The sequence below is a fragment of the Stenotrophomonas maltophilia group sp. P373 genome (genome assembly GCF_053295075.1).
On sequence record NZ_CM129994.1, the window covers coordinates 2,529,202 to 2,550,332 of the forward strand.

The window sequence follows — 21,131 nt, forward strand, 5'->3', positions numbered from 1 at the left end:
CGTTCCCCCTGTAGACGTTTCCGCGATGCCGGGCCGCGGGTGCGGCCCGGCGGCGGTGATCACCACTGGATGCCGGCACCGACGGCCACACCGGCCTCGCCACGGCTGTTGGTCGAACCGCTGAACTTGTAGATCCAGCGGCCGCCTTCGGAGACACCGGAGATACCGACCGCCACGCCCGATTCGCCGTTGTAGCTGCCGGCGGCGATCGAGGCCATGCTGCGGCCCGCCTCGCTCGGCTGCGGCAGCGCTGCGGTGGCCATCGCCGAAGCGATACCGGCCGAAGCACGATTGTCGGTCTTGCGCAGGTCGCGCTCGAAGCCGCCCATGCGCTCGTCGGTGTAGGCCTTGGACCAGTCCAGGGTCTGCGCCATGCCCGACTTCAACTGGTCCACATTGACCGCGTCGGTACCGGCGGTGCCGGCGGCAACGTTGCGGACCGTGGTCGGGCCGCTGCTGGTGCTGCCCAGGGTGACACTGTTGTAGTTGGTCGCGCCGTTCACCGTGGTGTCGTAGCGGATCGTGCCCTGCTGCGAAGCCTGCAGCTGGCGCACGTTGACCGCATCGGTGGCCTGCGAGCCGTCTGCCACGTTGACCACCTGGCGTTCGGCACCGGCGGCACCGACAGAGACCGTGTTGGCCCGGTTCGCGACCGAACCCGCACCCAATGCCACCGAGTTGTCGGCCTGCGCCTGCGAACCATTGCCCAGCGCGGTCGAGTTGGCACCGGCGGCGGTGGAGCCTGCGCCGCCGGCGGCCGAGTTGGCGCCGCTGGCGGACGGATCGGCCAGGTTGTTGGTGTTGTTGGCGCGGAAGCTGCCCGCCACGTTGGTGATGTTCTGGATCTTCTGGTCGGTGTACTTCTTCGACTCGTCGATGGCGTAGTTCACGCCGTTCTTCAGTTGGCCGACATTGGTCGCGTCATAGGTGTCCGAGCCATCGGCTACGTGGGTGATCTTGCGTTCGCTGCCACTGCTGCCGACCGAGACCTCACCGGCCGAATTGCTGGCACCGGTCTGCCCGTAGGCGCCGGTGTAGCCGCTCTGTGCACCGACGCTGGCGACCGAACCGGCACCCAGCGCCACGCTGTTGCCGGCACTGCTGCTGGCACCGTTGCCGACCGCCACGCTGTTCGCACCGGCTGCGCTGGCCTGCGGGCCGACCGCCACCGCTTCCGCACCTGCCGCGGTGGCTGCGGCCGCCGTTGAGTTGACCGCCAGGTACGCACTGCCACCACCGCCATTGGTGATGCGCTGGTTTAGGACCTTCAGCGAGCCGTCGACAGCGGTGAAGGCGGCGGTGACGTTGTTGTAGTCGCCGCTGGTGAAGGTGCCATCGGTGGCGATGCTGGAGATGCTGAACGTCGGCGCGGTCCACACGTTGGTGGTGCCGTTGTAGGCGGTGGTGCCGCCGAAGTAGGTGGCGATGGTGCTGTTCGTGCTGAACAGCTGGTCGCCGGTGATGGCATCACTGCTGCCAGCCAGGATGCTGCCGGCGGCGACGTTGGTGATCTTCACCGCGCCGGTGCCGGTACCCGTCAGGGTCACGCTGTTGAGCACGTTGCCACTGCCATCGACGTCGTACTTCACGGCCAGCTTGTCGATCTCGCCGGTCTGGTCGGCAACGTTGGCCAGCGAGTTGCTGACGGCATCGAACGCGGTGCCAACATCGTTGTAGCTGCCCTTGGTCACGGTGCCGTTGGCGGCGACGTTGTTGATCGAGTAGGTCGGTGCGGTCAGTACGCCGTTGGCATCGACCGCGGCACCACCGCCCAGATGGGTGGCTACCGCCTGGTTGGCGGCAAACAGCTGGGCACCATTGATGGCCTCACTGCTGGTGGCACTGACCTGGCCCGGGCCAAGGTTGCGCAGCGTGGTTGCCGTGCCGGTCTGGCCCAGCGTGGCGCTGGCGTAGTTGACACTGCCATCGGCGTTGAGGTCATAGCGCAGCGCGCCCTGTTCCGATGCCTGCAGCTGGCCAACATTGACCGCGTCGGTCGCAGCAGTACCGGCCGCCATGTTGGTGACCTGGCGCTCGGCACCGGCCGCACCGATGGACACGCTGTTGGCACGGTCGGCCAGGCTGCCGGCACCCACCGCGATACTGTTGGCGGCAGTGGCGCGGGCGTTGGTACCGACCGCGATCGAGTCGGCGCCGGTGGCCAGCGCCTCGGTACCGGTCGAGTTCACCCGCAGGTACTTGGTGCCACCGTTGCGGATGTCGGTGATCTGCGTATTGAGGTTGACCAGCGAGCCATCGACTGCGGCGAAGGCATCGGTGGCATTCTCATACAGGCCCTTGGCGATGGCACCACCAGTGGAGATCGTGCTGATCTCGAACAACGGTGCAGTAAAGATGCCGCTGGCCGGATCGAAAGCCGCACGACCACCGAAGAAACTGGCGATGGCACTGTTGGTAGCCGCCAGCTGGCCGCCGTTGACCGCCTCCAGGCTACCGGCGGTGACCGCGCCGGCGGCAAGATTGCCGATGGTGGTGGTGCCGGTGCCTGCGCCGAGCGTGACCCGGCGATAGTTCGGGTTGCCCGAGCCGTCCAGGTCATAGGTGACCGCTGCGGAGGCCACATCGTCGATCAGACTGATGGCGCCCTTCAGCTGGGCCACGTTGACAGCATCGGTATTGGCGCTGCCCGCGGCAAGGTTGGTGATCTGGCGCTCGCCGCCACCGGCCGTGCCCACCGACACTTCGCCGGCCGAGACCTGGGGTGCGGTGAGGCCGTACGCGCTGTAGCTGGCCTGAGCGCCGCGCAGTGCAGCGGAGCGGTAACCCAGCGCGACCGAGTTGGCCTGGTTCGAAGTGGCTTCGGCACCCAGCAGGGTCTGTCCGTTGGCGGTGCCCACGGCACTGTCACCGACGACGACCGAGTGGCCCATGCGGGCGGCATAGTCGGCCGTCGGCACGCCGGTCGGATTGCTGGGATCGTTGACGCCATCGCCGGGGAAGGCGACATTGGCATCGACCTTCGGCAGTTCATGGCGTGCATTGGCACCGATCACCACTTCCTTGGACCCGTTGGCGAAGGCGCCATCGCCCATCAACACCTGGTAGTCCTGTGCCGCGTTGACCGCCCAGCAGGAAATATCGGCCAGCGCGATGTCCAGGCACTTGGCCGCCCACGCCGGCGAGTCGGTTGGCAGAAGGAGGCCCAGCAGGCCACCGGGATTGCCGTTGTTGATGTTGTAGATGTAACTGTCGGAAGTCACGCCACCGATCAGGGTCAGGTGCGAGCTGCCGCCCGTGGCTGCGCCGCCCAGGCCATTGAGCGTGCTGCCGACCGGCGACAGGTTGACTACCGGCAGGCCCAGCACATTGACCGTCGAATAGGTCTGCATGACGTTGGCGTTGCTGAGCTTGAGATTGCCGTTGCTCAGGTAGCCGTTGCCGCCGAACAGGCTGGTGGTGGTCGGCCCGATCAGCTGGCCGACATTGCCGACCAGGCCACCGGTGCCGATGATCAGGCCAGCATTCGGATCGGCCGGCGCGGGCGCCTTCGGGCTGGTTGGCGGAATCGCCGAGGGTTGGGTCAGGCCGAGGCTGCCCAGCGTGCCTCCCACCAGGCCACCCACGGCGCTGCCCAGGTTGCCGACGGTGCCATTGAGATTGCCGTTGAGCAGGTTGCCCACCGCGCTTCCGACACTGCCCAGCGTGCTGCCCAGCACGCCGCCCAGGTCGCCGGTGGGGCTGCCGGTGGTGCCGTTGAGAATGCCGCCCACGGCGCCGCCGACCTGGCCGACGGTGCCGTTCAGTGCGCCGCCCACTGCACTTCCAACGGTACCGACAGTGCCGTTCAGAGCACCGTCCACGGCGCCGCCAACCTGGCCGACGGTGCCGTTCAGAGCACCACCAACTGCGCCACCGACTGCGCCAACCGTGTTGTTGAGCGTGCCGCCCACGGCGCTGCCGACCTGGCCGGCGGTGCCGTTCAGTGCGCCGCCCACTGCACTTCCAACGGTACCGACAGTGCCGTTCAGAGCACCGTCCACTGCGCCGCCGACTGCGCCTACCGTGTTGTTGAGCGTGCCTCCCACTGCGCCGCCAACAGTGCCGACTGTACCGTTCAGCGCGCCACCCACCGCGCTACCAACTGCACCCGCGGCACTGTGAAGCGTCCCACCGACAGCACCCACCGCACCACCCACCAGGTTGCCGACGCCCAGTGCGCTGTGCTGCGCCGCGACGGTCGCCTGTCCGGCCAGCTTCAGGTTGCGATCGGCCACTACCTCCTGGCCGTCCGGCGCCTGCACGCGCACCTTGCCGGCGACGCCGGCATCGAACGCGGCGCTGATGGCACGATCATGGGTTTCACCCGGCAGCTCCTCCTTGGCCGGCAGCGTGACTGCCGCCGTCGCCCGGGCCTGGCCCTGCCCTTCGATGTGATGGCCAGCGACCGCCAGATGCGTGTCGGCCTTGCCGTCGACGGTGGCTTTCAGCCCAGGCAGTGATCCGGCGGCTGCACCGCTGAGGCCGGCGGCCGCCCGGGCACCCGTATCGATCGAAGCGACCTGGCGGCCAGCGATGCCGACCTTGGCCCTGGCGCGCGCATCGGCAGCGACGCCCAGCGGCGCCTGGGCGCCGGGCGCGACGTGCGCAGCCAGCGATGCATCCACCTGTGCCGCCCTGGCCGCAGCGTTGCCCACGCCAACATTGGCGCGGACATCAGCCACCAGCGCCGGCACGGCCACTTGCTTCGGCACGGTGTTCGCTGCCAGCTTCACCTGCACGGTGGCCGGCAACACGTCAGATACCTGCGGCAGCGACGTGGTATTCAACTGCAGGCCCAGACGAGCATCCGCACTGATTGCGGGGCTGTTCTGCGCCTGCCGCGCGGCGGCAGCCAGGGCCACCTCCGCGTCAACCTTGACCGGCATCGGCTGCGCATACTTTGCCGCGAGTGCTTGCAGGTCACGCAGCGATTGATTGGTTTCCGAGGCCCCAGCGTGACCGCTGGCCAGCGCACACAGCAGTGCCAGCGCCAGGGCCGTGGGCATCAGCAGGAAGGCGCGCGGATCGCGTGCGGCGCTGCCGCCGCTGTCGCCGGTGGCCAGTTCCGAGGCCACAACCAGAGCATTGAGCTGGCGGTTCCATACACGCCGGTAGATGCGGTTCATGAGCATTTCCCCCGTAGGCGAACAACTGGAATGTCAGTGGACTTGCCGCTAGGCAGGTGACTGACATTTCAGCGGTTGCAACGAGGGCGGTGCACTTCAATCCGGCACGGCAATCGCGCATTCCGGCAAATCCACGGCCGGAATCGGCAGCCGGCTATGCATAAGCGGCAACACGATCGGCAAGCGGATACGCAATTCCGGCATAAACACCGCAAAAACCCTTGCCGGGCCTGGATCAGGCCGGTTGGCCGATCTGCGCGGGTGCGCGCATCAGGGTGTCGCGCGGCAGTTCGCCGAATACCTTGCGGTAGTTGTCAGCGAAGCGCGACAGGTCCCACAGCCCGCAGCTCAGGGCGATCGCCTTCACCGAGCGACGGCTGGAGTCTGCCATCGACAGGCTGCGGCAGGCCGCGCACAGGCGCAGCATGGAGAGGTAGCGGTTCGGCGAGGTTCCAAACAGGTCCTCGAACGCATAGCGCAGGCCGCGCTCGCTGACGCCGGCGGCATCGCAGATCTCGTTCATGTAGATGTTGCGACGCAGGTTGAGCCGCATGAAGTTCTCTGCACGCTGCGCGATCAGATAATGCGTGCGCCGCGCACGGGTGCAGCCCGGGCGATCCGCCGCACCGGCGCCCAGCAGGGCCTGCACATGCTCATGCAGCAGGTTCTCGGTTTCATCCGGCTGCAGCCCTGCCCCCTGTCCCAGCTGCAGGTGCAGCTGCTGGTAATGGCGCGCCAGCGGCGTGGCGTCGCTGGCCAGGTTGAACAGCGAAAGTGCCTGGCCAGCAGGTGGCGTGCTGCGCAGGCTCAGTTCGGTCAGCTTGCGCTGGACGCGGGCCACCGGCACCAGCATCAGGGTCATGTGCGTGCCCGGGCTCAGGGTGAACTCACTGATGCCCTCCGGCATGATCGTCAGCGCCATGCCCGGCGTGAGCGGCACGCCGTGGCACCAGCTCATCGTTTCATCGGTGGCGTGCAGGTACCCCAGCATCGCCCAGTCCGGCGGCAGCATGAAACGGCCACGGCAATGAAAGCCGCAGGTGATGCTGCAGAACAGGGCTTCCTCGTGCACGCGCGAAGCGAACGCCGCCCGTGGCCCGTTGCCATCCAGCAGCAGCAGTTCGACATCACAGACGCGAAGCACGCCGCTCAGCGTGGCCAGGTCTATGGACCGAAGGCCGCTGTCGTCGCTGTCCTCTACCCCACCATCGACCATGACAGTGTTGTCCCCCCGTTGATCCGCCATCCGCTGCGGCCCCCACTGCCTGACAGGGCGCGCAACGATCCAGAATCCATTTCTGTTGCCACGCCGGCGGCGCCGGCGTCGATGCGATCGTACAAATCAATGCAAGAGCTTGAATGCGAGTATGCCCAATAATCGGCAAAGGTAAACCCGCGGCCCGGCATGATGAAAATGGATACACAAGTGAAGAAAATGTCGGAGCGGCTGGCACGGTTTTCGCATCGACCACAAAGCAAATCACATTATCTGCACGACAATGAATCGTTTTGCGTGCGAACGGATTTTCGTCACAGAAACCATCTGAAATTTTCAGGCTTCCGGGGTTTCTGCCGAATTTGCATATAGGTTCCGGTTGCAGCCAACCGCCATTCAGGCAAAGTCGACATTACGGTGATCCGGCCATCTGATCTGGCCGCGCCCAGGGGGACAGCATGACCACGCACGCATCACTGGATGCCTCGACCACCGGCCCCGGGCCGTCCGGTCGCGACCGTGCGGCCGATGTCCCGCCTGGAAACGATCACCCTGCTTGAGCACAGCGGGCCAGTCCCGCCGTGCCTCCTCCGCCAGGACGCGCGGAGGCCCACGGACGATCCCGGCGGAGCCGGGCCACCGCCCAACGCAGGTGTACTGCATCCGCAGACAGGTAGAGGGAGACATTGGTCATGAACGCATCGATCCGCAAATTCCTGAAGGAAGAAGACGGCGTCACCGCGCTCGAGTACGGGCTGCTGGCTGCCGTCATCGCTGGCGTCCTGATTGCGGTCGGCAACGACCAGATCAAGGGGTTCTTCGAAACGCTGTTCAAGAACCTCTCCGCACTGGCCACCAAGGCGTCGGGCTCGACGACCTGAGCGGCGACCGCGCGCGGCCGGCAGGGCCGCGACGGCGGGGCGCATGGAACCAGGCGAAGACCGTCCAGTGACGGACGATGGAGTGTGCGATGACAGTGCTGGGATTGTTGGCCATCGGCGTCTGCCTGCGGATCGCGATCAGTGATCTGTATGCCCGTCGGGTGCCCAACACCTGGCTGGTCGCCGCATGCGTGATCGCCACTGCGGTGATCGTGGTCGGCCAGTTCAGTGCGCCGCGCCAGCCGTGGCTGCCCCACCTGGCCGGCGCGGCGATCGGCCTGTTGGCGCTGCTGCCGTTCCATGCCCTGCGCTGGATGGGCGCCGGGGACGTGAAGTTCTTCGCCGTGGTGGGCCTGATGCTGGGCTGGCAGGCGCTGCTGCCGGTCTGGCTGGTAGCGAGCCTCACGGCTGGGTTGCATGCCGTGCTGGTGCTGGCCGGTCGCCGCCTGGGCGTGCTGCTGCCCGGTCACCTGCAGATGCAGGTCAATCGCACCAGCACGCAGTGGCAAGCGCATCCGGTGCTGCGTGACATGCAGGCCGCCCGCCAGGGACGACGTGGCATTCCCTATGCAGCCTACCTGGCACTGGCCGCCATCGGCTGGGTGCTGGCCAGCATCTACGGAGGTGCACCATGAACATCCGCAGCCCACGCCTGCAACGCGGTGTCGCCAGCATCGAGTTCGCCCTGATGCTGATGCTCGGCCTGTTGCCGCTGCTGCTGTTCACCTTCTCCGGGGTGATGATCACGGCGGCGCAACAGACCCTGGCCACCGCCTCGGCCGAAGGCGCGCGCGCCTCGCTGCGCTACGGCACCGCCAGCGAACGACGCACAGCCGCCTGCGTCGCCGCACGCACCTCGATGCAATGGTTGCTGCAGTTTTCCAGGCAGAACGTGGACTGCAGCGCGGGGGGCAGCAACGCCATCGTGGTGTCGGCACAGGCGCCCTGCGCCGGTCTGGCCACGGCCCAGTGCATGACCGTGACGGTCAGCTACGACTACGCCAACCATCCCTTCCTGCCCGGCACCGCCACGCTCTACAAGTGGGTGATGCAGGCCCCCATCCGCAGCGTCGCGGTCGCGCAGCTCGATCTCGGCAGCGGCAATTGATGATCGGTACTTTGGAGACGGTTCCATGCTCAAGTTGACCCGCATCGCTGCCGTCGCCCTGATCGGCCTGGCCGTGCTGCTGGCGCTGATCGCCTTCATGATCGGGCGCAAACCCGCCGCACCTGCAACGGTCGCACCAGTCGCTCACAACGAGACGCAGGCGATCACCGTGGTCGAAGCCGTGGCACGCCTGCCTGCGGGCGAGCCGATCAGCGCCAACGGCCTGCGCCTGGCCCAGCGCACCTCACCCGTCCCCGGCGCCGCTACCAGCATTGCCGCCGTGACCGGCAAGGTGCCGGTGCAGGACATTGCCGAAGGCAGTGTGATCAACGGCAGCGCGTTGGCTCAGGGCTTCTCGCTGCAGCTGCGGCCGGGCGAGCGTGCACTGGCCGTGCCCGTGGACGAACTGGTCGGTGCCGGCAACCGCATCCTTCCCGGTGATTTCGTCGACGTCTTCCTCAACCTCCGCAACGCCCAGCCCAACATCAACAGCCCTGGCGAAGCCGCGCAGACGCGCCTGCTGCTGTCGCGCCTGCGCGTCCTGAGCTACGGCCAGCAGGACATCGTGCCGGTGGCCACAGAGACTACTTCCAACAGCGAGGCCGACTCCCGCAACGACCCGCGCGCTGCCGACATCACCGGAAGTGGCAGCACGCACAGCAACAGCAATGAAGCGCCGCAACCCGCACGCAGCGCGGTGCTTGCGGTACCGGTGGCCGACGCCAACCGGCTGCTGCTGGGTGCGCAGCAGGGCAAGCTTTTCCTGGCCCTGCGCAATCCCGCCGATACCGGCCTGCCCGACCTGGCGTTGTTCCCGCAATCGCGCGGAGTGATCGACCCGCTGCGTGGGCTCGACGCCGAACAGCAGCTCGCCCTGCAGCGGCCGGAGAACCACGCTTTTGCCGGTATCGACAGCGACGCGCTGGCCGGACGTGGCAGTGCACCGCAACGCGGCACCCCGGATTCACCGTCGCGCGCGCCGGCGCCACGTCGCAGTGCACCGCGCGCGTCGGGGATCGAGATCATCCGCGGCGACAGTTCCGCATCCCGTGCCTCCCTTTGACCTGCATCGAGTGCATCCATGACCGAACGTCGCCGCCGTCCACGCCTCTCCCTCCGCCAGCGCTGGCTGGCCCTGCTGCTGGTGCTGCTGGCGCCGGCAACGAGCGTGGCCGCCGATGACCTGGTGCTGCAGGCGCGCGAGCAGCGTCCCTGGAACCTGCCGGCCGACCTGGAGCGGGTGGCCATTGCCGACCCGGGTGTGGCCGACATCGTGATGCTGCGCGGGCAGCGCCAGGCGCTGCTGGTCGGCAAGATGCCCGGTACCACCACCCTGCTGCTGTGGCACCGCAGACAGGCCGAGCCACAGCGGTTGACGGTACGGGTGCAGAGCGCCGTACAGGGCGCTGCCAGCACCGGCGGTACCGGGCTGGTGTTCACCCAGCAGGACCAGCAAGGCCTCCTGCAGGGAAGCACCGACAGCATGCTCACGCACATGCAGGAACAGCGCACTGCGGCGATGGCGCTGGGCAAGGACGGCATGCTTGCCGATGCGTCCACCATCAACAGTGGGGGCGTGGTCCAGGTCGAGGTCAAGGTGGTCGAGTTCAACAAGACCGCGATGAAGCAGATCGGCATCAACTTCCAGAACCGCAACGGCGGCTTCGCCTATGGCTTCGCGCGGCCCGGCACTGGCCTGCCTGGCAATACCGGCCTGCTGCCCGGCATGAAGGAAGGCAACAGCAGCAACGAGGCCGTGTCGCCGATTTCCTCGGCGTTCCGGCTGGTGTTCGGCTCGACCAAGGGACTGTGGAACGCCGATGTCGAACTGCTGCAGAGCAATGGCATGGCGCGCGTGCTGGCCGAGCCGACGCTGGTGGCACTGTCCGGCCAGAGCGCCAGCTTCCTGGCCGGTGGCGAGCTGCCGATCCTGGAGCCGCAGGGGCTTGGCACCACCACCATCACCTACAAGCCCTTCGGCATCGGCCTGACCGTGACCCCAACGGTACTGGCGCCGAACCGGATCGCGCTGAAGGTGGCGCCGGAGGCGAGCGACCTGGACTACAGCAACGCGATCGTGCTCAACAACGTGCAGATTCCCTCGATCACCACCCGTCGCGCCGATACCACGGTCGAGCTGGGCGATGGCGAGAGCTTCGTCATCGGTGGCCTGGTCAGCTCCAACATCGTCTCCAACGTCAACAAGATTCCACTGCTGGGCGACCTGCCGATCATTGGTTCGTTCTTCCGCAACTTCGACTACAAGCGCCAGGACAAGGAGCTGGTGATCATCGTCACCCCGCGTCTGGTGCAGCCGCTGGCACGCAATACCGAACTGCCGCTGCCTGGCGAGCGCGAAGCCAAGCCGCATCTTCCCGAATGGGGATCGTGGTTGCTGGGGCCGGTCAGCCAGGACCCGGTGCCCGGCTTCTCGCGCTGACTTCCATGACGCCTGTAGAACCACGCCCATGCCCTACGCCACCGCCCAGCCGCTGCATCCGCAAGGACCACCGATGAACCTGGTCCTGTACGGCATCGACCGCGAACTGCTGCCCCGGCTGGCCGCCAAGCTGCCGCCGACCACCACCCTGCACTGGCAGGACAGCAGTGCGCCGACGTCGGCGCAGGACCTGCAACGCGGCCCGCAGAGCCTGGTGCTGCTTGACTTCCGGCCCGAGCACGCGGCTGCCTCGAGCGTACTGGCACAGCAGCTGCAGCAGACCCAACCGGACCTGGCGCTGGTCGCGGTCGGCGCCACCAGCGCCGGCCAGGTCGAAGGCGTGGTGATCGCGCTGCGCGCCGGCCTGCGCGATGTGCTGGACCTGGACAGTGACAACGCCGGCATCGAGGCGGCCCTGCGGCGTGCGCTGTCACCGCGCCCGGCCGCGGTGGCGCAGCATGCGCACAAGGCGCGCCTGATCGTGCTGCTGGGCGTGCGCGCAGGCGTCGGCACCAGTACCCTGGCCGCACATCTTTCGGTGCTGGCGCAACAGACGCGGGCCCTCGCCCAGGGCGATGCAGTGCAACAGGACGGCCTCCTGATGGAACTGGCACAGCCCACCGGTGACCTTGCGCTGTACCTCAATCTCGACAGCCGCTTCCACTACGAGGATGCGCTGCGCAACGCCAGCCGCATCGACGCCACCCTTGCACGCACCGCGATGGCGCGCCATGACTCCGGGCTGGTGCTGCTGGACCGTGCCGGCGGCAGTGATGCCGTGCCCCCGTCCGACCCTGGCGCGCTGCTGCAGCGCCTGCGTGGGGTGTTCGCCAGCGTGCTGTGTGATGCCGGCGGCTGCCCGCTGCGGCAGCTGCCGCCGCTGTTGCTGGACCAGGCAGACGAGATCTGGCTGGTCACCGACGCGTCGATCGCCACGCTGGTCTCGCTGGACCAGGCACTGAAGCATCTTGCAGGCCAGCGCGAGCGCGAGAAACGCCTGCAACTGGTGATCAACCGCCACGACGACAGCAGCGGCATGAGCCCGGAACAGATCGCACGCCGCTTCGAACTGCCGTTGCTGGCGACATTGCCTGAACGACCGCGTGTGCGCCTTGCCGCCAGCCAGGGCCGCCTGCTGCTGCAGGATGCGCCGCGCGATCCCTACCTGCGTGCCCTCGCCCCGCTCGTGTCACGGCTGGACCCGGCTGCCTGCCCGGTCCAGCCGCATGGCCTGCGGGAAAGACTCTCCCTTGCCCTGGGTGGATCGCAATGGAAGACAAGGTAACCCCGTTCCCGCATGCCGTTGCCCGCCCGCTGCTGCACGAAAGCCCGGGCCACCTGCCGTTCGCACAGACCGAGCAGTACCAGAAGGTGCTGTCGGCCGCGCATGAGCACCTGCTCAACAGCATCGAGGACGAGCGCATCGACATCGATTCCTGGGCCCCGGATACCATCGCCCGCTGGGTGCAGGTACAGACCGTGGGCTTCATCCAGGAATGGCGCATCCCGATCAACGAAGAAGAGATGCAGGTGGTTGCCGAGGGCCTGGTCAAGGAGCTGACCGGTTTCGGCCCGCTGGACGACCTGCTCCACGACCCCTCCATCGAAGACATCCTGATCAACGGTTTCAAGGACGTGCACGTTTCGCAGGGTGGCCAGCTCCGGCGTGCCACCCAGCGCTTCACCGATGACACCCACCTGCTGCGCATCCTGCGCCGCATCCTCGCGCCGCTTGGCCGCCGGCTGGATGATTCCAATCCGATGGTCGATGCGCGCCTGCCCAACGGCGGCCGCCTCAACGCGATCATCTCGCCACTGGCGGTGGACGGGCCGATGGTGTCCATCCGCAAGTTCCGCAAGGACCCGTTCACCCCCGACGAGCTGCTTGCCAAGGGCACCTTCGACGCACCGATGCAGGCCCTGCTGAAGGCGATGGTGCTGGGCCGCTGCAACATCCTGGTCTCCGGCGGCACCAGTTCCGGCAAGACCTCGCTGCTGAATGCACTGGCCAGCTACGTGCCACCCAGCGAGCGCGTCATCACCGTGGAGGACACCGCCGAGCTTTCGCTGAACCATCCGCACGTGGTGCGCCTGGAAAGCCGCATCGGCGGCGCCGAGGGCCAGGGCGCGGTCAGTATCCGCGACCTGGTGCGCAACAGTCTGCGCATGCGCCCGGACCGCATCGTGGTCGGCGAAGTGCGCGGCGCTGAAGTGCTGGAAATGCTGCAGGCGATGAATACCGGCCATGACGGATCGATGGCCACCATCCACGCCAACACGCCACGCGACTGCCTGTACCGCATCGAGATGCTGGCAGGCTTTGCCGGCTTCCAGGGCAGCGAGGACAGCCTGCGCCGGCAGATTGCCAGCGCCATCGACTTCATCGTGCAGATCTCGCGGCTGGGCAGCGGGCGCCGGGTGCTGGTCTCGATCACCGAGATCACCGGGGTCAGCGACAACCTGATCACCACCCAGGAAATGTTCCGCCACGAGGTGCAGATCGACGCCACCGGCCGCGAGACCGACCGCTGGATCGGCCTGGGCTTCCATCCGCACTCGCACAAGCTGGAGCCGTTCCGCCAGCAACTGCGCGAATCGCTCTACGGGGACTTCTGAGCATGGGCACCGGCCTGCTGCTGGGCGTGTTGAGCATCATCTCGGTGCTGCTGGCGCTGGCCGTCTGGCTATGGGGCACCGCCGCCAGCCGTGAGCAGCGCCAGGCCTCGCTGCAGCATGCCGAGCAACAGCTGGCGCGCGGCAGCGCGGCCGGCGCGGTACCGGCCGGGCCTGCCGTTGCGGCGGCCAACGATTCGACCCGCCCGGCCAGCACCGGAACCCGTGTACTGCCGTGGGACGGTGTCCTGCAGCGCGCCGGCCTTCCGCCGGGCTGGAAGCTGCCACTGATGCTGCTGGTGCCGGGACTGATGCTTGCGGTCGTGGCGGCGATGCGGCTGGGCACGGCCTGGATGTTTCCGCTGACCCTGCTGCTGTACCTGCTGGGCTGCTGGCTGTGGGTGATGCGCCGGATCACGAAGCTGCGCGCGCAGCTGCTGCACCAGATGCCGGACTTTCTCGACAACCTGGTCCGCCTCACCGCGCTGGGCAACAGCCTGCAGGCCGCGTTCCAGGTGTCTTCGATGCAGACCAGCGCGCCACTGCGCGGCCTGCTCGACACCACGGTGCGCTATGCGCGCAGCGGCATGGACCTGGATCGTGCATTGAGCCTGGCCGCGCAGCCGTACCGGATGGACGTACTGAAGGTGCTGGCAGTGGTGATCGGCGTGAGCGTGCGCATCGGTGGCCGCGCCGACCAGATCCTGCAACGCATGGGCGATTTCATGCGCGACCTGGAACAGGCCCAGCAGGAACTGGCGGCCACCACCTCGGAAACACGGATGTCGGCCTGGGTGCTGGGGCTGCTGCCACCCGCCAGTGCGGTGCTGATGGCGATCTCCAGCCCGGCGTTCTTCCAGCCGGTGCTGCACGACCCGCTCGGTCACAGGATCCTGTTGATCGCGCTGGGCCTGGAACTGCTAGGGGCGTTCCTGCTGTACCGCCTGGCCAAATCGCTATGACCGCCCACAGCCGCCCCGGAGGTGCCCGATGAGCGCCAGCGCCTGGTTCGCCCTTTCGCTGCTGGTGCTGGCGGCCGGCGTCGCCCTGCTCGGTATTGCCGGCTGGGTGCGCAGCCATCGCGAGCACCGCACCTCAGCCACACTGAAAACCGCCCTGCAGCCGCGTGAGGAAGGCCGCGACACCGAGGCCACGCGCCGCGACTCGCTGGGCTGGATCGAGCGTTTCGGGCGCTCGCTCAGTGGCGGCCGCCTGGAGGCTGCGCTGCTTGCCAACGAAGACAAGCTGCTGTTGGACCTGGCTGGCTGGAACACGCGCCGTGGCACCGCGATCTATCTCGGCCTGCGCCTGCTGCTTGCCCTGTTGGTGCTGGCGCTGGCGCTGGCGTTCAGCAGCGCGCACGGGCTTGCCAAGGTGATGGTGGTGATCGGTGCGCTGGCGGCCGGGCTGCTGCTGCCGAAGTTCGTGCTGTCGTCGTGGGTCAAGCGCCGCCGCCGTGCGGTCGAGAACGAGCTGCCCCTGCTGATCGACCTGCTGCGCCTGCTGCAGGGCGTGGGCTTCAGCATGGACCAGAGCCTGCAGACGCTGGGTGACAAGCTGCGCGATGCATTGCCGGTACTCGGCGGCGAACTGCAGGAAGCCAATGTGGCCTATACCCATGGCCGCACGCGCGCGCAGTCGTTGCGGCGTCTGAGCGAGGTCTACGCCGATGATGACCTGGCCAGCCTGATGCAGTTGATCCTGCAGGTGCATGCGCACGGCGGCGCAGTGCAGGAGCCGTTGCGCCAGTTCAGCATCCGCCTGCGCGAACAGCGCCGCAACGCGTTGAAGGAAAAGGTCGGCAAGCTCTCGGTGAAGATGACCGTGGTGATGATGCTGACCCTGTTGCCGGCACTGATGCTGGTGCTTGCCGGCCCGGCGCTGGTCGCGCTGGCCACCACCCTGTCCAAGATGGGATCTCCCTGATGCCTGCCCTGCGCACCTCCTGCCTGCTGCTTGCCGTCGCCCTCGCCGCCCTGGCCAGTGGCTGCGCCTCGACCACACCGAAATATGTGCGGGCGCCCAGCCTTGCGCCGCCGGAACCCGATCCGCAGGACAGCCGCAACGCCTATCTGGAGCTGATCGAACGCATGCAGCAGCAGGGCGCCTGGTATGCCTCGCTGGCCCACGTGGAGGCCTTCCGCCAGCGCTATGGTGATCGCCCTGCCCTGCGCCTGCTGCAGGCCGACGCACTGCGCGAGACCGGCCAGGCCGACGCGGCGGTCGCGCTGTATCGCGAGCTGTCCAGCGGGCCGCAGGCCGCGGCGGCCGCCCACGGCCTGGGCCTGATCGCTGCACGCCGCGACGACGACGCCGGAAGCGAACAGGCGCTGGCGCGCGCCACGCAGCTGCAGCCCTTGAACACCGACTATCTGGGCGACCTGGGCTATGCACGGCTGCGTGCCGGCCAGTTCGATCAAGCCCGCGAGCCGCTGGCCAAGGCCCTGGAACTTTCACCGGGCAACGCCAAGGCAACGGCCAACCTTGCACTCTGGGCGGTACTGCGCGGCGACCAGGCCACGGCGGAGCGGCTATCGGCACAGGCCAGCCTCAACGAGGAAACGCGCCGAAGCATCCAGCAGCAGGCCCAGCAGATCCGCACGCGCCTGCAGCAACGACAGGCCGCTGCCGCAGCCAACGCAGCCACATCTGCACACACGGCCAGCGTCGAGAGTGGCGCTCGTGCATCGGGCGGCGCACGGCTGGCGGGCGAACCCCGCCGCGACCCGCGCGTCCAACGCGATCCGCAGCGCCTGCCACCCTCGATGCTGGAACGTTTCAGCGCCACCGACCACCCGACCGGAAGCACACCATGACCGCGATGCGCCAGACCCGACGCCTGTTGCCCGTGCTGTGCTGCCTGCTTGTGGCCGGTGCCGTGCAGGCACAGCAACAGCCATTGACCGGACAGATGCTCGGTGGCCCCTCGCTGTCGGCACCGGCCACGGCGCCGATGCAGGCCGAGCCGCTTCCCAGCCTGGACATCGCCGCTCCCTCCGCATCCGCCGGGGGGGCCACGGCGCAAGCGACGACCATCGCAAACGACGTCGCACCTGCATCGCCCGCAGCACCGCGCGCGCGCCTGCCCAGCGGCGAGGCGACCCGCAACCTGTTCCGCCTGCAGGCCTCCGGGCAGCAGGCCGGCCAACGGCTGCCGATCCTGGGTGACCAGGCCACGCTGAGCTATGCGCGTTACCTGAAGAGCTTTGAACACGAGATCCCGGACTTCTTTGAGACCGATGTCTCCCGGTCCAAGGACGCCTCCTCCTCCGGACGCTGAGGTCGGCCATGAAACGCACACGACAGTTCAGTTTCAGCCGCGCACGCGGCGGCATGTCGGTCACGATGATGCTGGTCATGCTGGCGCTGGTGGCCATGCTGGGCCTGATCGAGATCGGCTATCTGTTCTGGGCCAAGCGTGATGCGCAGAAGGTGGCCGACCTTGCCGCACTGGCCGGCGCACAGCGGCTGGAGCTGTGCAGCCCGGACAACAGCGACAACAGCGCTGCCCGGCAGAATGCGGTGGTCCAGAACGGGTTCGCAGGCACCCTGCAGATCCGCTGCGGCAACTGGAGCGCCAGCCGTGGCACCGGCACCCGCTTCGTCACCAGCGTCGATGCCAGCAATCCCCGCAATGCGGTTCAGGTGATCGCCGGGCGCAGCGTGCTGCCCTTCTTCGGTCAGACTTCCAGCCTGCCCACCGTGAGCGTGCAGGCCGTGGCGCGCCGTGCCGAACCCACCGCGGTGTTTGCGGTCGGCTCGCAGCTGCTGCGGACCAATGGCGATTCAGTGCTGCTGTCCACCCTGCGCCTGGTTGGCCTGGACGTCACCAATGCCACGGTGCTGTCCTATGACGGCCTGGCGCAGGCCAACGTGACTCCGTCCGGCCTGCTGAAAGCGCTCAACATACCGGTAAGCGCCAACCTCAGCGTGGCCGACTTCAATCGCCTGCTGTCGGTCAACAAGATTTCGCTGGCACAGCTGGTCGATGCTACCGCCACCGTGGTCGGCCGTGACTCCGCAGTGGGGGTGCAGCTGCGCGCCCTGTCCGATCTGGTTGCCACCCAGCTGGACATCAACAAGCTCAACATCGTGCTTGGCAGCCAGTCCGGCGGCGGTGGCCTGTTTGCCGAAGTTGTCTCGCCCGACGGCACGGTCGGCAGCGCACTGGAGTCACAGATCAACGTGCTCAACCTGATCAACACCGCGATCTCCATCGCCAACGATGGCAACGGCGTGGCGGTCAAGGGACTGGACCTGCTGGGCATCAGGATCCAGGCCGGCGTGGTCGAGCCGCCATCGATCGCCATCGGCGGCGTCGGCAGCCGTGCCTACAACGCGCAGGTGCGGCTGATGGCGGACGTGGACAGCAACAACCTGTTCGCGCTGGGGCCGCTGCTGAACCTGCTTGGCACGCGCCTGCACCTGCCGTTGCACGTCGACGTGGCCAACGGTATGGGCACCTTGACCGGCATCCAGTGCGGCGGCAGTCCACCCAAGGCCACGATCCAGGTGGACTCGTCGGTGCTGCGCGCCTGCGTCGGCAATGTCGACCCCGCACAGCGCTTCTCCAAGGCCAATGTCTGCGATGCCACGCTGCAGGACGAACAGCTGCTGAAGCTGCTGGGCCAACCATTGATCAACGACAGGATTACCCTGCCCGCCCTGACCAGCACGCAGACCCTGACCCTGGCCGCCGGTGAGACCGGCTCGACCCGGTTCAACCCGCTCGCGATCGGTGACGCAGTGTCGAGCCTGGTCAACGAACTGCTACGGGTGCTGTCGGGCATGCTCAATTCGCCCAAGCAGGGCATGAACGCCAACGACACCGCCAAGGCGCTGGCCGATCGCTATCTGCAGGCGGCGTTTCCCACGGGTGGACGCTACGACATCGACAAGCTCATTCCACTGCTGCGCGACGGCGATCCCGGCAAGCAGCTGGCTCCGCTGAACAGCTGGACCGTGCCGGGTGGGCTGCCATATGCGTGCGGGCTGCTCAACCTGACCACCTGCCACAAGGACGGGCCGGTCTGGGATGCACTGAAGGTTACGGTCACCGGCCAGGGACTGGGCGTGCTCGACGGTCTGCTCGGCTCGCTGGTCGGCGGCCTGCTGATCAACCGCTGCGACAGCCTGCTCGGCAACCTGATCGATTACAACGGCTGCGTGCGCAACAATCTGGCGTCCTACATCCAGACCGCACCGGCCGGCTTTCTCGATGGTGGCGGGGGAACGGGTGTCACCAACCCCGATGGCAGCGTCAGCTGCAGCGGCCTGCTGTGCACCCTGCTGAAGCCGATCCTGGCCGCACTGCGGCCGGTGCTCAACAGTATCGGCACCCTGCTGACCAACCTGCTGGCCAGCGTGCTGGGCGTTGAACTGGGCCGGACCGACGTCAATGTGCAGTCGATCCAGTGCAGCACCGCACAACTGGTCTACTGACCGGTGACGGGCGCCCTTGGCGGCGCCCACACCCATGCTAGACTCCCGGCGGGGAACCACCTTCATATCAACCCACACTCATCCGTGGATGGTCTAGACATGCGAGAAACTTCAGGGGGCGCGGTCTTTGCCCGGCACGCGCGCAGCGCGGCAGTGCTGGCCGTGGTCATGATGCTGGTGGCACCGGCAGCGATGGCTGCACGTGGCGACCGTGAGGCGGCAGCCGAACCGGCGCGCAGCGCGCCGGTGGTGCGCAATACCGTGGACGAACTCAAGCAGTTGATGGACTCGCGCCAGCTGACCGAGCTGCGCACCACCTACAACGGCAACTACGGCGCCAGCCTGCTGTTCAATGCCAACACCCTGACCTACTACGTCGCCCTGTTCCAGGAGAAGAACTTCTGGCGGGTGATCAAGACCGATGCGGTGGACAACGCCGAGCGCGTCTACCGCACCTTCGCGCAGCAGTCCGAACAGCTGGCCCAGGTCTACATCGACACCACCCGCCTTGAAGCCGGCAAGCGCTACACCGAGCGCCTGGTGGCCTACAACGAGGAACGCCTGCGTACCCTGCAGCAGGAAATGGAACAGCAGCAGGCGCAGTCGGCTCAGGTCAGCGCCGCCCTGCAGCAGGCCCAGCAGCAGGCCGTGAGCCTCAGCACCGACGTGCAGAGCACCAACAGCCAGCTGGACGCCCTGCAGCGCCGCATCCAGATCCTGCAGGCCGAACAGGGCAACCCGGAGTTGAGCCTGCCCAAGCCGGACAGCGCGCCCGCACCGGCGGCCGCCAGCGACGGTCGCTGAGAGCTGCACTCACGGTACTCCACGCGACGGCGCCCTATGGCGCCGTTGTCGTCTTCGGCACTTCAGCGTCCCCGCGTCACTGGCAGGCGCCGTAGACCGCGTCATCCAGCTGCCGGCGCTGCACGAAATCCAGGCGCCGACGCTTGAGCAACGCCTGCTCGCGATCACGCCGGGCACGCTCGCAGGCCGCCGCATCCGTGCTGATCGTGATCAGCGCACCGTGCGCCCGCGCCGCACGCCGTTGCCGCGGCGATGGCTTCGGTGTCGAGGCCGCTGGCGCCACAGCGCCGCGGGACAATGACTGCTCCGCGGGCACGTCCCAGCGCCATGCGGCACGCCCCTGGCAGGGTGTCTGCTGGTAGACCGGGTGCGGTCCATCAACGCACTTGTAGACATGGGTCTGTGCCGGCGCTGCCATGGGCAGCAGCAGGCACAGCATCAGCGACCATCGCATGGCGGGCATCCGTGCGTTCCTGTGGCGGGCTGCGCTCATCCTCGGCATACGGCTCCCGTCCTGCCAGAGCGATACGCGTCACATCCGATGCAATCCAGCACAGCCGTGCAAGTCGGTCGCCTGCGCCTGCGCTGTACTGCCGAAGGCACCGGCATCCTGCCGAAGCCTTCCCTCCCTTCCGCCAAGGAACCTGCAATGAGCAACTTCGTCACCGTCGCCGATGGCGCCCGCATCTTCTACAAGGATTGGGGCACCGGCCAGCCGATCGTGTTCGCCCACGGTTGGCCGCTGTCTTCCGATGCCTGGGATCCGCAGATGCTGTTCATGGGCCAGAACGGCTTCCGCGTGGTCGCCCACGATCGCCGCAGCCACGGACGCTCCAGCCAGACCTGGAACGGCAACAACATGGACACCTATGCCGATGACCTGGCCGCGGTGATCGAAGCGCTGGACCTGAAGGACGCGATCCTGGTCGGCCATTCCACCGGCGGCGGTGAAGTGGCCCATTACATCGGCCGCCACGGCAGCGCGCGCGTGGCCAAGGTGGTGCTGGTCGGCGCCGTACCGCCGCTGATGCTGAAGACCGCTGGCAACCCCGCCGGCACCCCGCTGGAGGTCTTCGACGGCATCCGCAAGGGTACCGGCGGCGACCGTTCGCAGTTCTTCAAGGACCTGACCACCCCGTTCTTCGGCGCCAACCGGGATGGCAACAACGTCACCCAGGGCATGCGCGATGCGTTCTGGCTGCAGGGCATGCTCGGTGGCGTCAAGGGCCAGTACGACTGCGTGCACGAATTCTCGGAAGTGGACTACACCGAGGACCTGAAGAAGATCGACGTGCCGGCGCTGGTCGTGCACGGCGATGACGACCAGATCGTGCCGTTCGATGCCTCGGCCAAGCTGTCCTCGCAGATCATCAAGGATGCCGAACTGAAGGTGTACGCCGGTGCGCCGCATGGCCTGACCATCACCCACGCCGACCAGTTCAACGCCGACCTGCTGGCGTTCGCACGCAAGTGAGGTATCGCGGCGGCGCTACCCAGCGCC

The 21,131-nt window shown here is 67.4% G+C and carries 17 protein-coding genes; 14 read left to right on the plus strand and 3 right to left on the minus strand.

Features of this window, described 5'->3' with window-relative positions:
- Positions 1–59: 59 nt before the first annotated feature.
- Complete coding sequence (locus ACSYHF_RS11770) at positions 60–5,126, minus strand: YadA-like family protein (protein ID WP_353075491.1); 5,067 nt, start codon at positions 5,124–5,126, stop codon at positions 60–62.
- Between the two features lie 235 nt (positions 5,127–5,361).
- Positions 5,362–6,342 carry an AraC family transcriptional regulator gene (locus tag ACSYHF_RS11775; RefSeq protein ID WP_005416978.1) on the minus strand — a complete coding sequence of 327 codons (981 nt, stop codon included), beginning with the start codon at positions 6,340–6,342 and terminating at the stop codon, positions 5,362–5,364.
- A 692-nt stretch (positions 6,343–7,034) separates the two neighbouring features.
- Between ACSYHF_RS11775 and ACSYHF_RS11780 the strand changes: the two genes are divergently transcribed.
- The 13 genes from ACSYHF_RS11780 (at position 7,035) to ACSYHF_RS11840 (ending at position 19,630) form a co-directional block, all read left to right on the plus strand.
- Positions 7,035–7,223 carry a Flp family type IVb pilin gene (locus ACSYHF_RS11780; protein WP_005416979.1) on the plus strand — a complete coding sequence of 63 codons (189 nt, stop codon included), beginning with the start codon at positions 7,035–7,037 and terminating at the stop codon, positions 7,221–7,223.
- Between the two features lie 89 nt (positions 7,224–7,312).
- Positions 7,313–7,858, plus strand: a complete 546-nt coding sequence (locus ACSYHF_RS11785) for an A24 family peptidase (RefSeq protein ID WP_053500173.1) — start codon at positions 7,313–7,315, stop codon at positions 7,856–7,858.
- A complete protein-coding gene (locus tag ACSYHF_RS11790; RefSeq protein ID WP_134956112.1) occupies positions 7,855–8,331 on the plus strand; it encodes a TadE/TadG family type IV pilus assembly protein in 477 nt (158 codons plus the stop codon). Before ACSYHF_RS11785 ends, ACSYHF_RS11790 begins: the two co-directional genes overlap by 4 nt.
- A 25-nt stretch (positions 8,332–8,356) precedes the next feature.
- Positions 8,357–9,394, plus strand: a complete 1,038-nt coding sequence (gene cpaB / locus ACSYHF_RS11795) for a Flp pilus assembly protein CpaB (protein WP_095377121.1) — start codon at positions 8,357–8,359, stop codon at positions 9,392–9,394.
- A gap of 18 nt (positions 9,395–9,412) precedes the next feature.
- Positions 9,413–10,771 (plus strand): type II and III secretion system protein family protein, encoded by a 1,359-nt coding sequence (locus tag ACSYHF_RS11800; protein ID WP_065178477.1) that lies wholly within the window; start codon positions 9,413–9,415, stop codon positions 10,769–10,771.
- A gap of 28 nt (positions 10,772–10,799) precedes the next feature.
- The gene (locus tag ACSYHF_RS11805) at positions 10,800–12,056 is read left to right on the plus strand and encodes an AAA family ATPase (RefSeq protein WP_065185731.1); all 1,257 of its coding nucleotides are present in this window, start codon (positions 10,800–10,802) and stop codon (positions 12,054–12,056) included.
- A complete protein-coding gene (locus ACSYHF_RS11810; protein ID WP_053500164.1) occupies positions 12,041–13,387 on the plus strand; it encodes a CpaF family protein in 1,347 nt (448 codons plus the stop codon). Before ACSYHF_RS11805 ends, ACSYHF_RS11810 begins: the two co-directional genes overlap by 16 nt.
- 2 nt (positions 13,388–13,389) lie before the next feature.
- The gene (locus ACSYHF_RS11815) at positions 13,390–14,346 is read left to right on the plus strand and encodes a type II secretion system F family protein (RefSeq protein ID WP_005416988.1); all 957 of its coding nucleotides are present in this window, start codon (positions 13,390–13,392) and stop codon (positions 14,344–14,346) included.
- Between the two features lie 28 nt (positions 14,347–14,374).
- Positions 14,375–15,310, plus strand: coding sequence for a type II secretion system F family protein (locus tag ACSYHF_RS11820; RefSeq protein WP_005416989.1), 936 nt, complete (start codon positions 14,375–14,377; stop codon positions 15,308–15,310).
- Positions 15,310–16,200 (plus strand): hypothetical protein, encoded by an 891-nt coding sequence (locus ACSYHF_RS11825; protein ID WP_005416990.1) that lies wholly within the window; start codon positions 15,310–15,312, stop codon positions 16,198–16,200. The genes ACSYHF_RS11820 and ACSYHF_RS11825 overlap by 1 nt, the downstream gene beginning before the upstream one ends.
- The gene (locus ACSYHF_RS11830) at positions 16,197–16,664 is read left to right on the plus strand and encodes a DUF3613 domain-containing protein (protein WP_069138307.1); all 468 of its coding nucleotides are present in this window, start codon (positions 16,197–16,199) and stop codon (positions 16,662–16,664) included. Before ACSYHF_RS11825 ends, ACSYHF_RS11830 begins: the two co-directional genes overlap by 4 nt.
- 8 nt (positions 16,665–16,672) lie before the next feature.
- Positions 16,673–18,826: a TadG family pilus assembly protein gene (locus tag ACSYHF_RS11835; protein WP_447575680.1), complete on the plus strand. Its 2,154-nt coding sequence runs from the start codon at positions 16,673–16,675 to the stop codon at positions 18,824–18,826.
- 99 nt (positions 18,827–18,925) lie between these two features.
- Positions 18,926–19,630, plus strand: a complete 705-nt coding sequence (locus ACSYHF_RS11840; RefSeq protein ID WP_065178482.1) for a DUF2968 domain-containing protein — start codon at positions 18,926–18,928, stop codon at positions 19,628–19,630.
- 76 nt (positions 19,631–19,706) lie between these two features.
- Here ACSYHF_RS11840 and ACSYHF_RS11845 read toward each other — a convergent pair whose 3' ends face one another.
- Positions 19,707–20,093, minus strand: a complete 387-nt coding sequence (locus ACSYHF_RS11845) for a hypothetical protein (protein ID WP_095377127.1) — start codon at positions 20,091–20,093, stop codon at positions 19,707–19,709.
- 186 nt (positions 20,094–20,279) lie between these two features.
- Between ACSYHF_RS11845 and ACSYHF_RS11850 the strand changes: the two genes are divergently transcribed.
- Positions 20,280–21,104: an alpha/beta fold hydrolase gene (locus ACSYHF_RS11850; RefSeq protein ID WP_065196126.1), complete on the plus strand. Its 825-nt coding sequence runs from the start codon at positions 20,280–20,282 to the stop codon at positions 21,102–21,104.
- Positions 21,105–21,131 lie beyond the last annotated feature (27 nt).

Bases quoted from the DNA above. Each gene is read 5' to 3' on its own strand.
- ACSYHF_RS11800 (WP_065178477.1), top strand. From the start codon at position 9,413: ATGACCGAACGTCGCCGCCGTCCACGCCTCTCCCTCCGCCAGCGCTGG.
- ACSYHF_RS11780 (WP_005416979.1), top strand. From the start codon at position 7,035: ATGAACGCATCGATCCGCAAATTCCTGAAGGAAGAAGACGGCGTCACC.
- ACSYHF_RS11785 (WP_053500173.1), top strand. From the start codon at position 7,313: ATGACAGTGCTGGGATTGTTGGCCATCGGCGTCTGCCTGCGGATCGCG.
- cpaB (WP_095377121.1), top strand. From the start codon at position 8,357: ATGCTCAAGTTGACCCGCATCGCTGCCGTCGCCCTGATCGGCCTGGCC.
- ACSYHF_RS11820 (WP_005416989.1), top strand. From the start codon at position 14,375: ATGAGCGCCAGCGCCTGGTTCGCCCTTTCGCTGCTGGTGCTGGCGGCC.
- ACSYHF_RS11775 (WP_005416978.1), bottom strand. From the start codon at position 6,342: ATGGTCGATGGTGGGGTAGAGGACAGCGACGACAGCGGCCTTCGGTCC.
- ACSYHF_RS11815 (WP_005416988.1), top strand. From the start codon at position 13,390: ATGGGCACCGGCCTGCTGCTGGGCGTGTTGAGCATCATCTCGGTGCTG.
- ACSYHF_RS11845 (WP_095377127.1), bottom strand. From the start codon at position 20,093: ATGCCCGCCATGCGATGGTCGCTGATGCTGTGCCTGCTGCTGCCCATG.
- ACSYHF_RS11825 (WP_005416990.1), top strand. From the start codon at position 15,310: ATGCCTGCCCTGCGCACCTCCTGCCTGCTGCTTGCCGTCGCCCTCGCC.
- ACSYHF_RS11850 (WP_065196126.1), top strand. From the start codon at position 20,280: ATGAGCAACTTCGTCACCGTCGCCGATGGCGCCCGCATCTTCTACAAG.
- ACSYHF_RS11770 (WP_353075491.1), bottom strand. From the start codon at position 5,126: ATGAACCGCATCTACCGGCGTGTATGGAACCGCCAGCTCAATGCTCTG.
- ACSYHF_RS11810 (WP_053500164.1), top strand. From the start codon at position 12,041: ATGGAAGACAAGGTAACCCCGTTCCCGCATGCCGTTGCCCGCCCGCTG.
- ACSYHF_RS11805 (WP_065185731.1), top strand. From the start codon at position 10,800: ATGCCCTACGCCACCGCCCAGCCGCTGCATCCGCAAGGACCACCGATG.
- ACSYHF_RS11840 (WP_065178482.1), top strand. From the start codon at position 18,926: ATGCGAGAAACTTCAGGGGGCGCGGTCTTTGCCCGGCACGCGCGCAGC.
- ACSYHF_RS11835 (WP_447575680.1), top strand. From the start codon at position 16,673: ATGAAACGCACACGACAGTTCAGTTTCAGCCGCGCACGCGGCGGCATG.
- ACSYHF_RS11790 (WP_134956112.1), top strand. From the start codon at position 7,855: ATGAACATCCGCAGCCCACGCCTGCAACGCGGTGTCGCCAGCATCGAG.
- ACSYHF_RS11830 (WP_069138307.1), top strand. From the start codon at position 16,197: ATGACCGCGATGCGCCAGACCCGACGCCTGTTGCCCGTGCTGTGCTGC.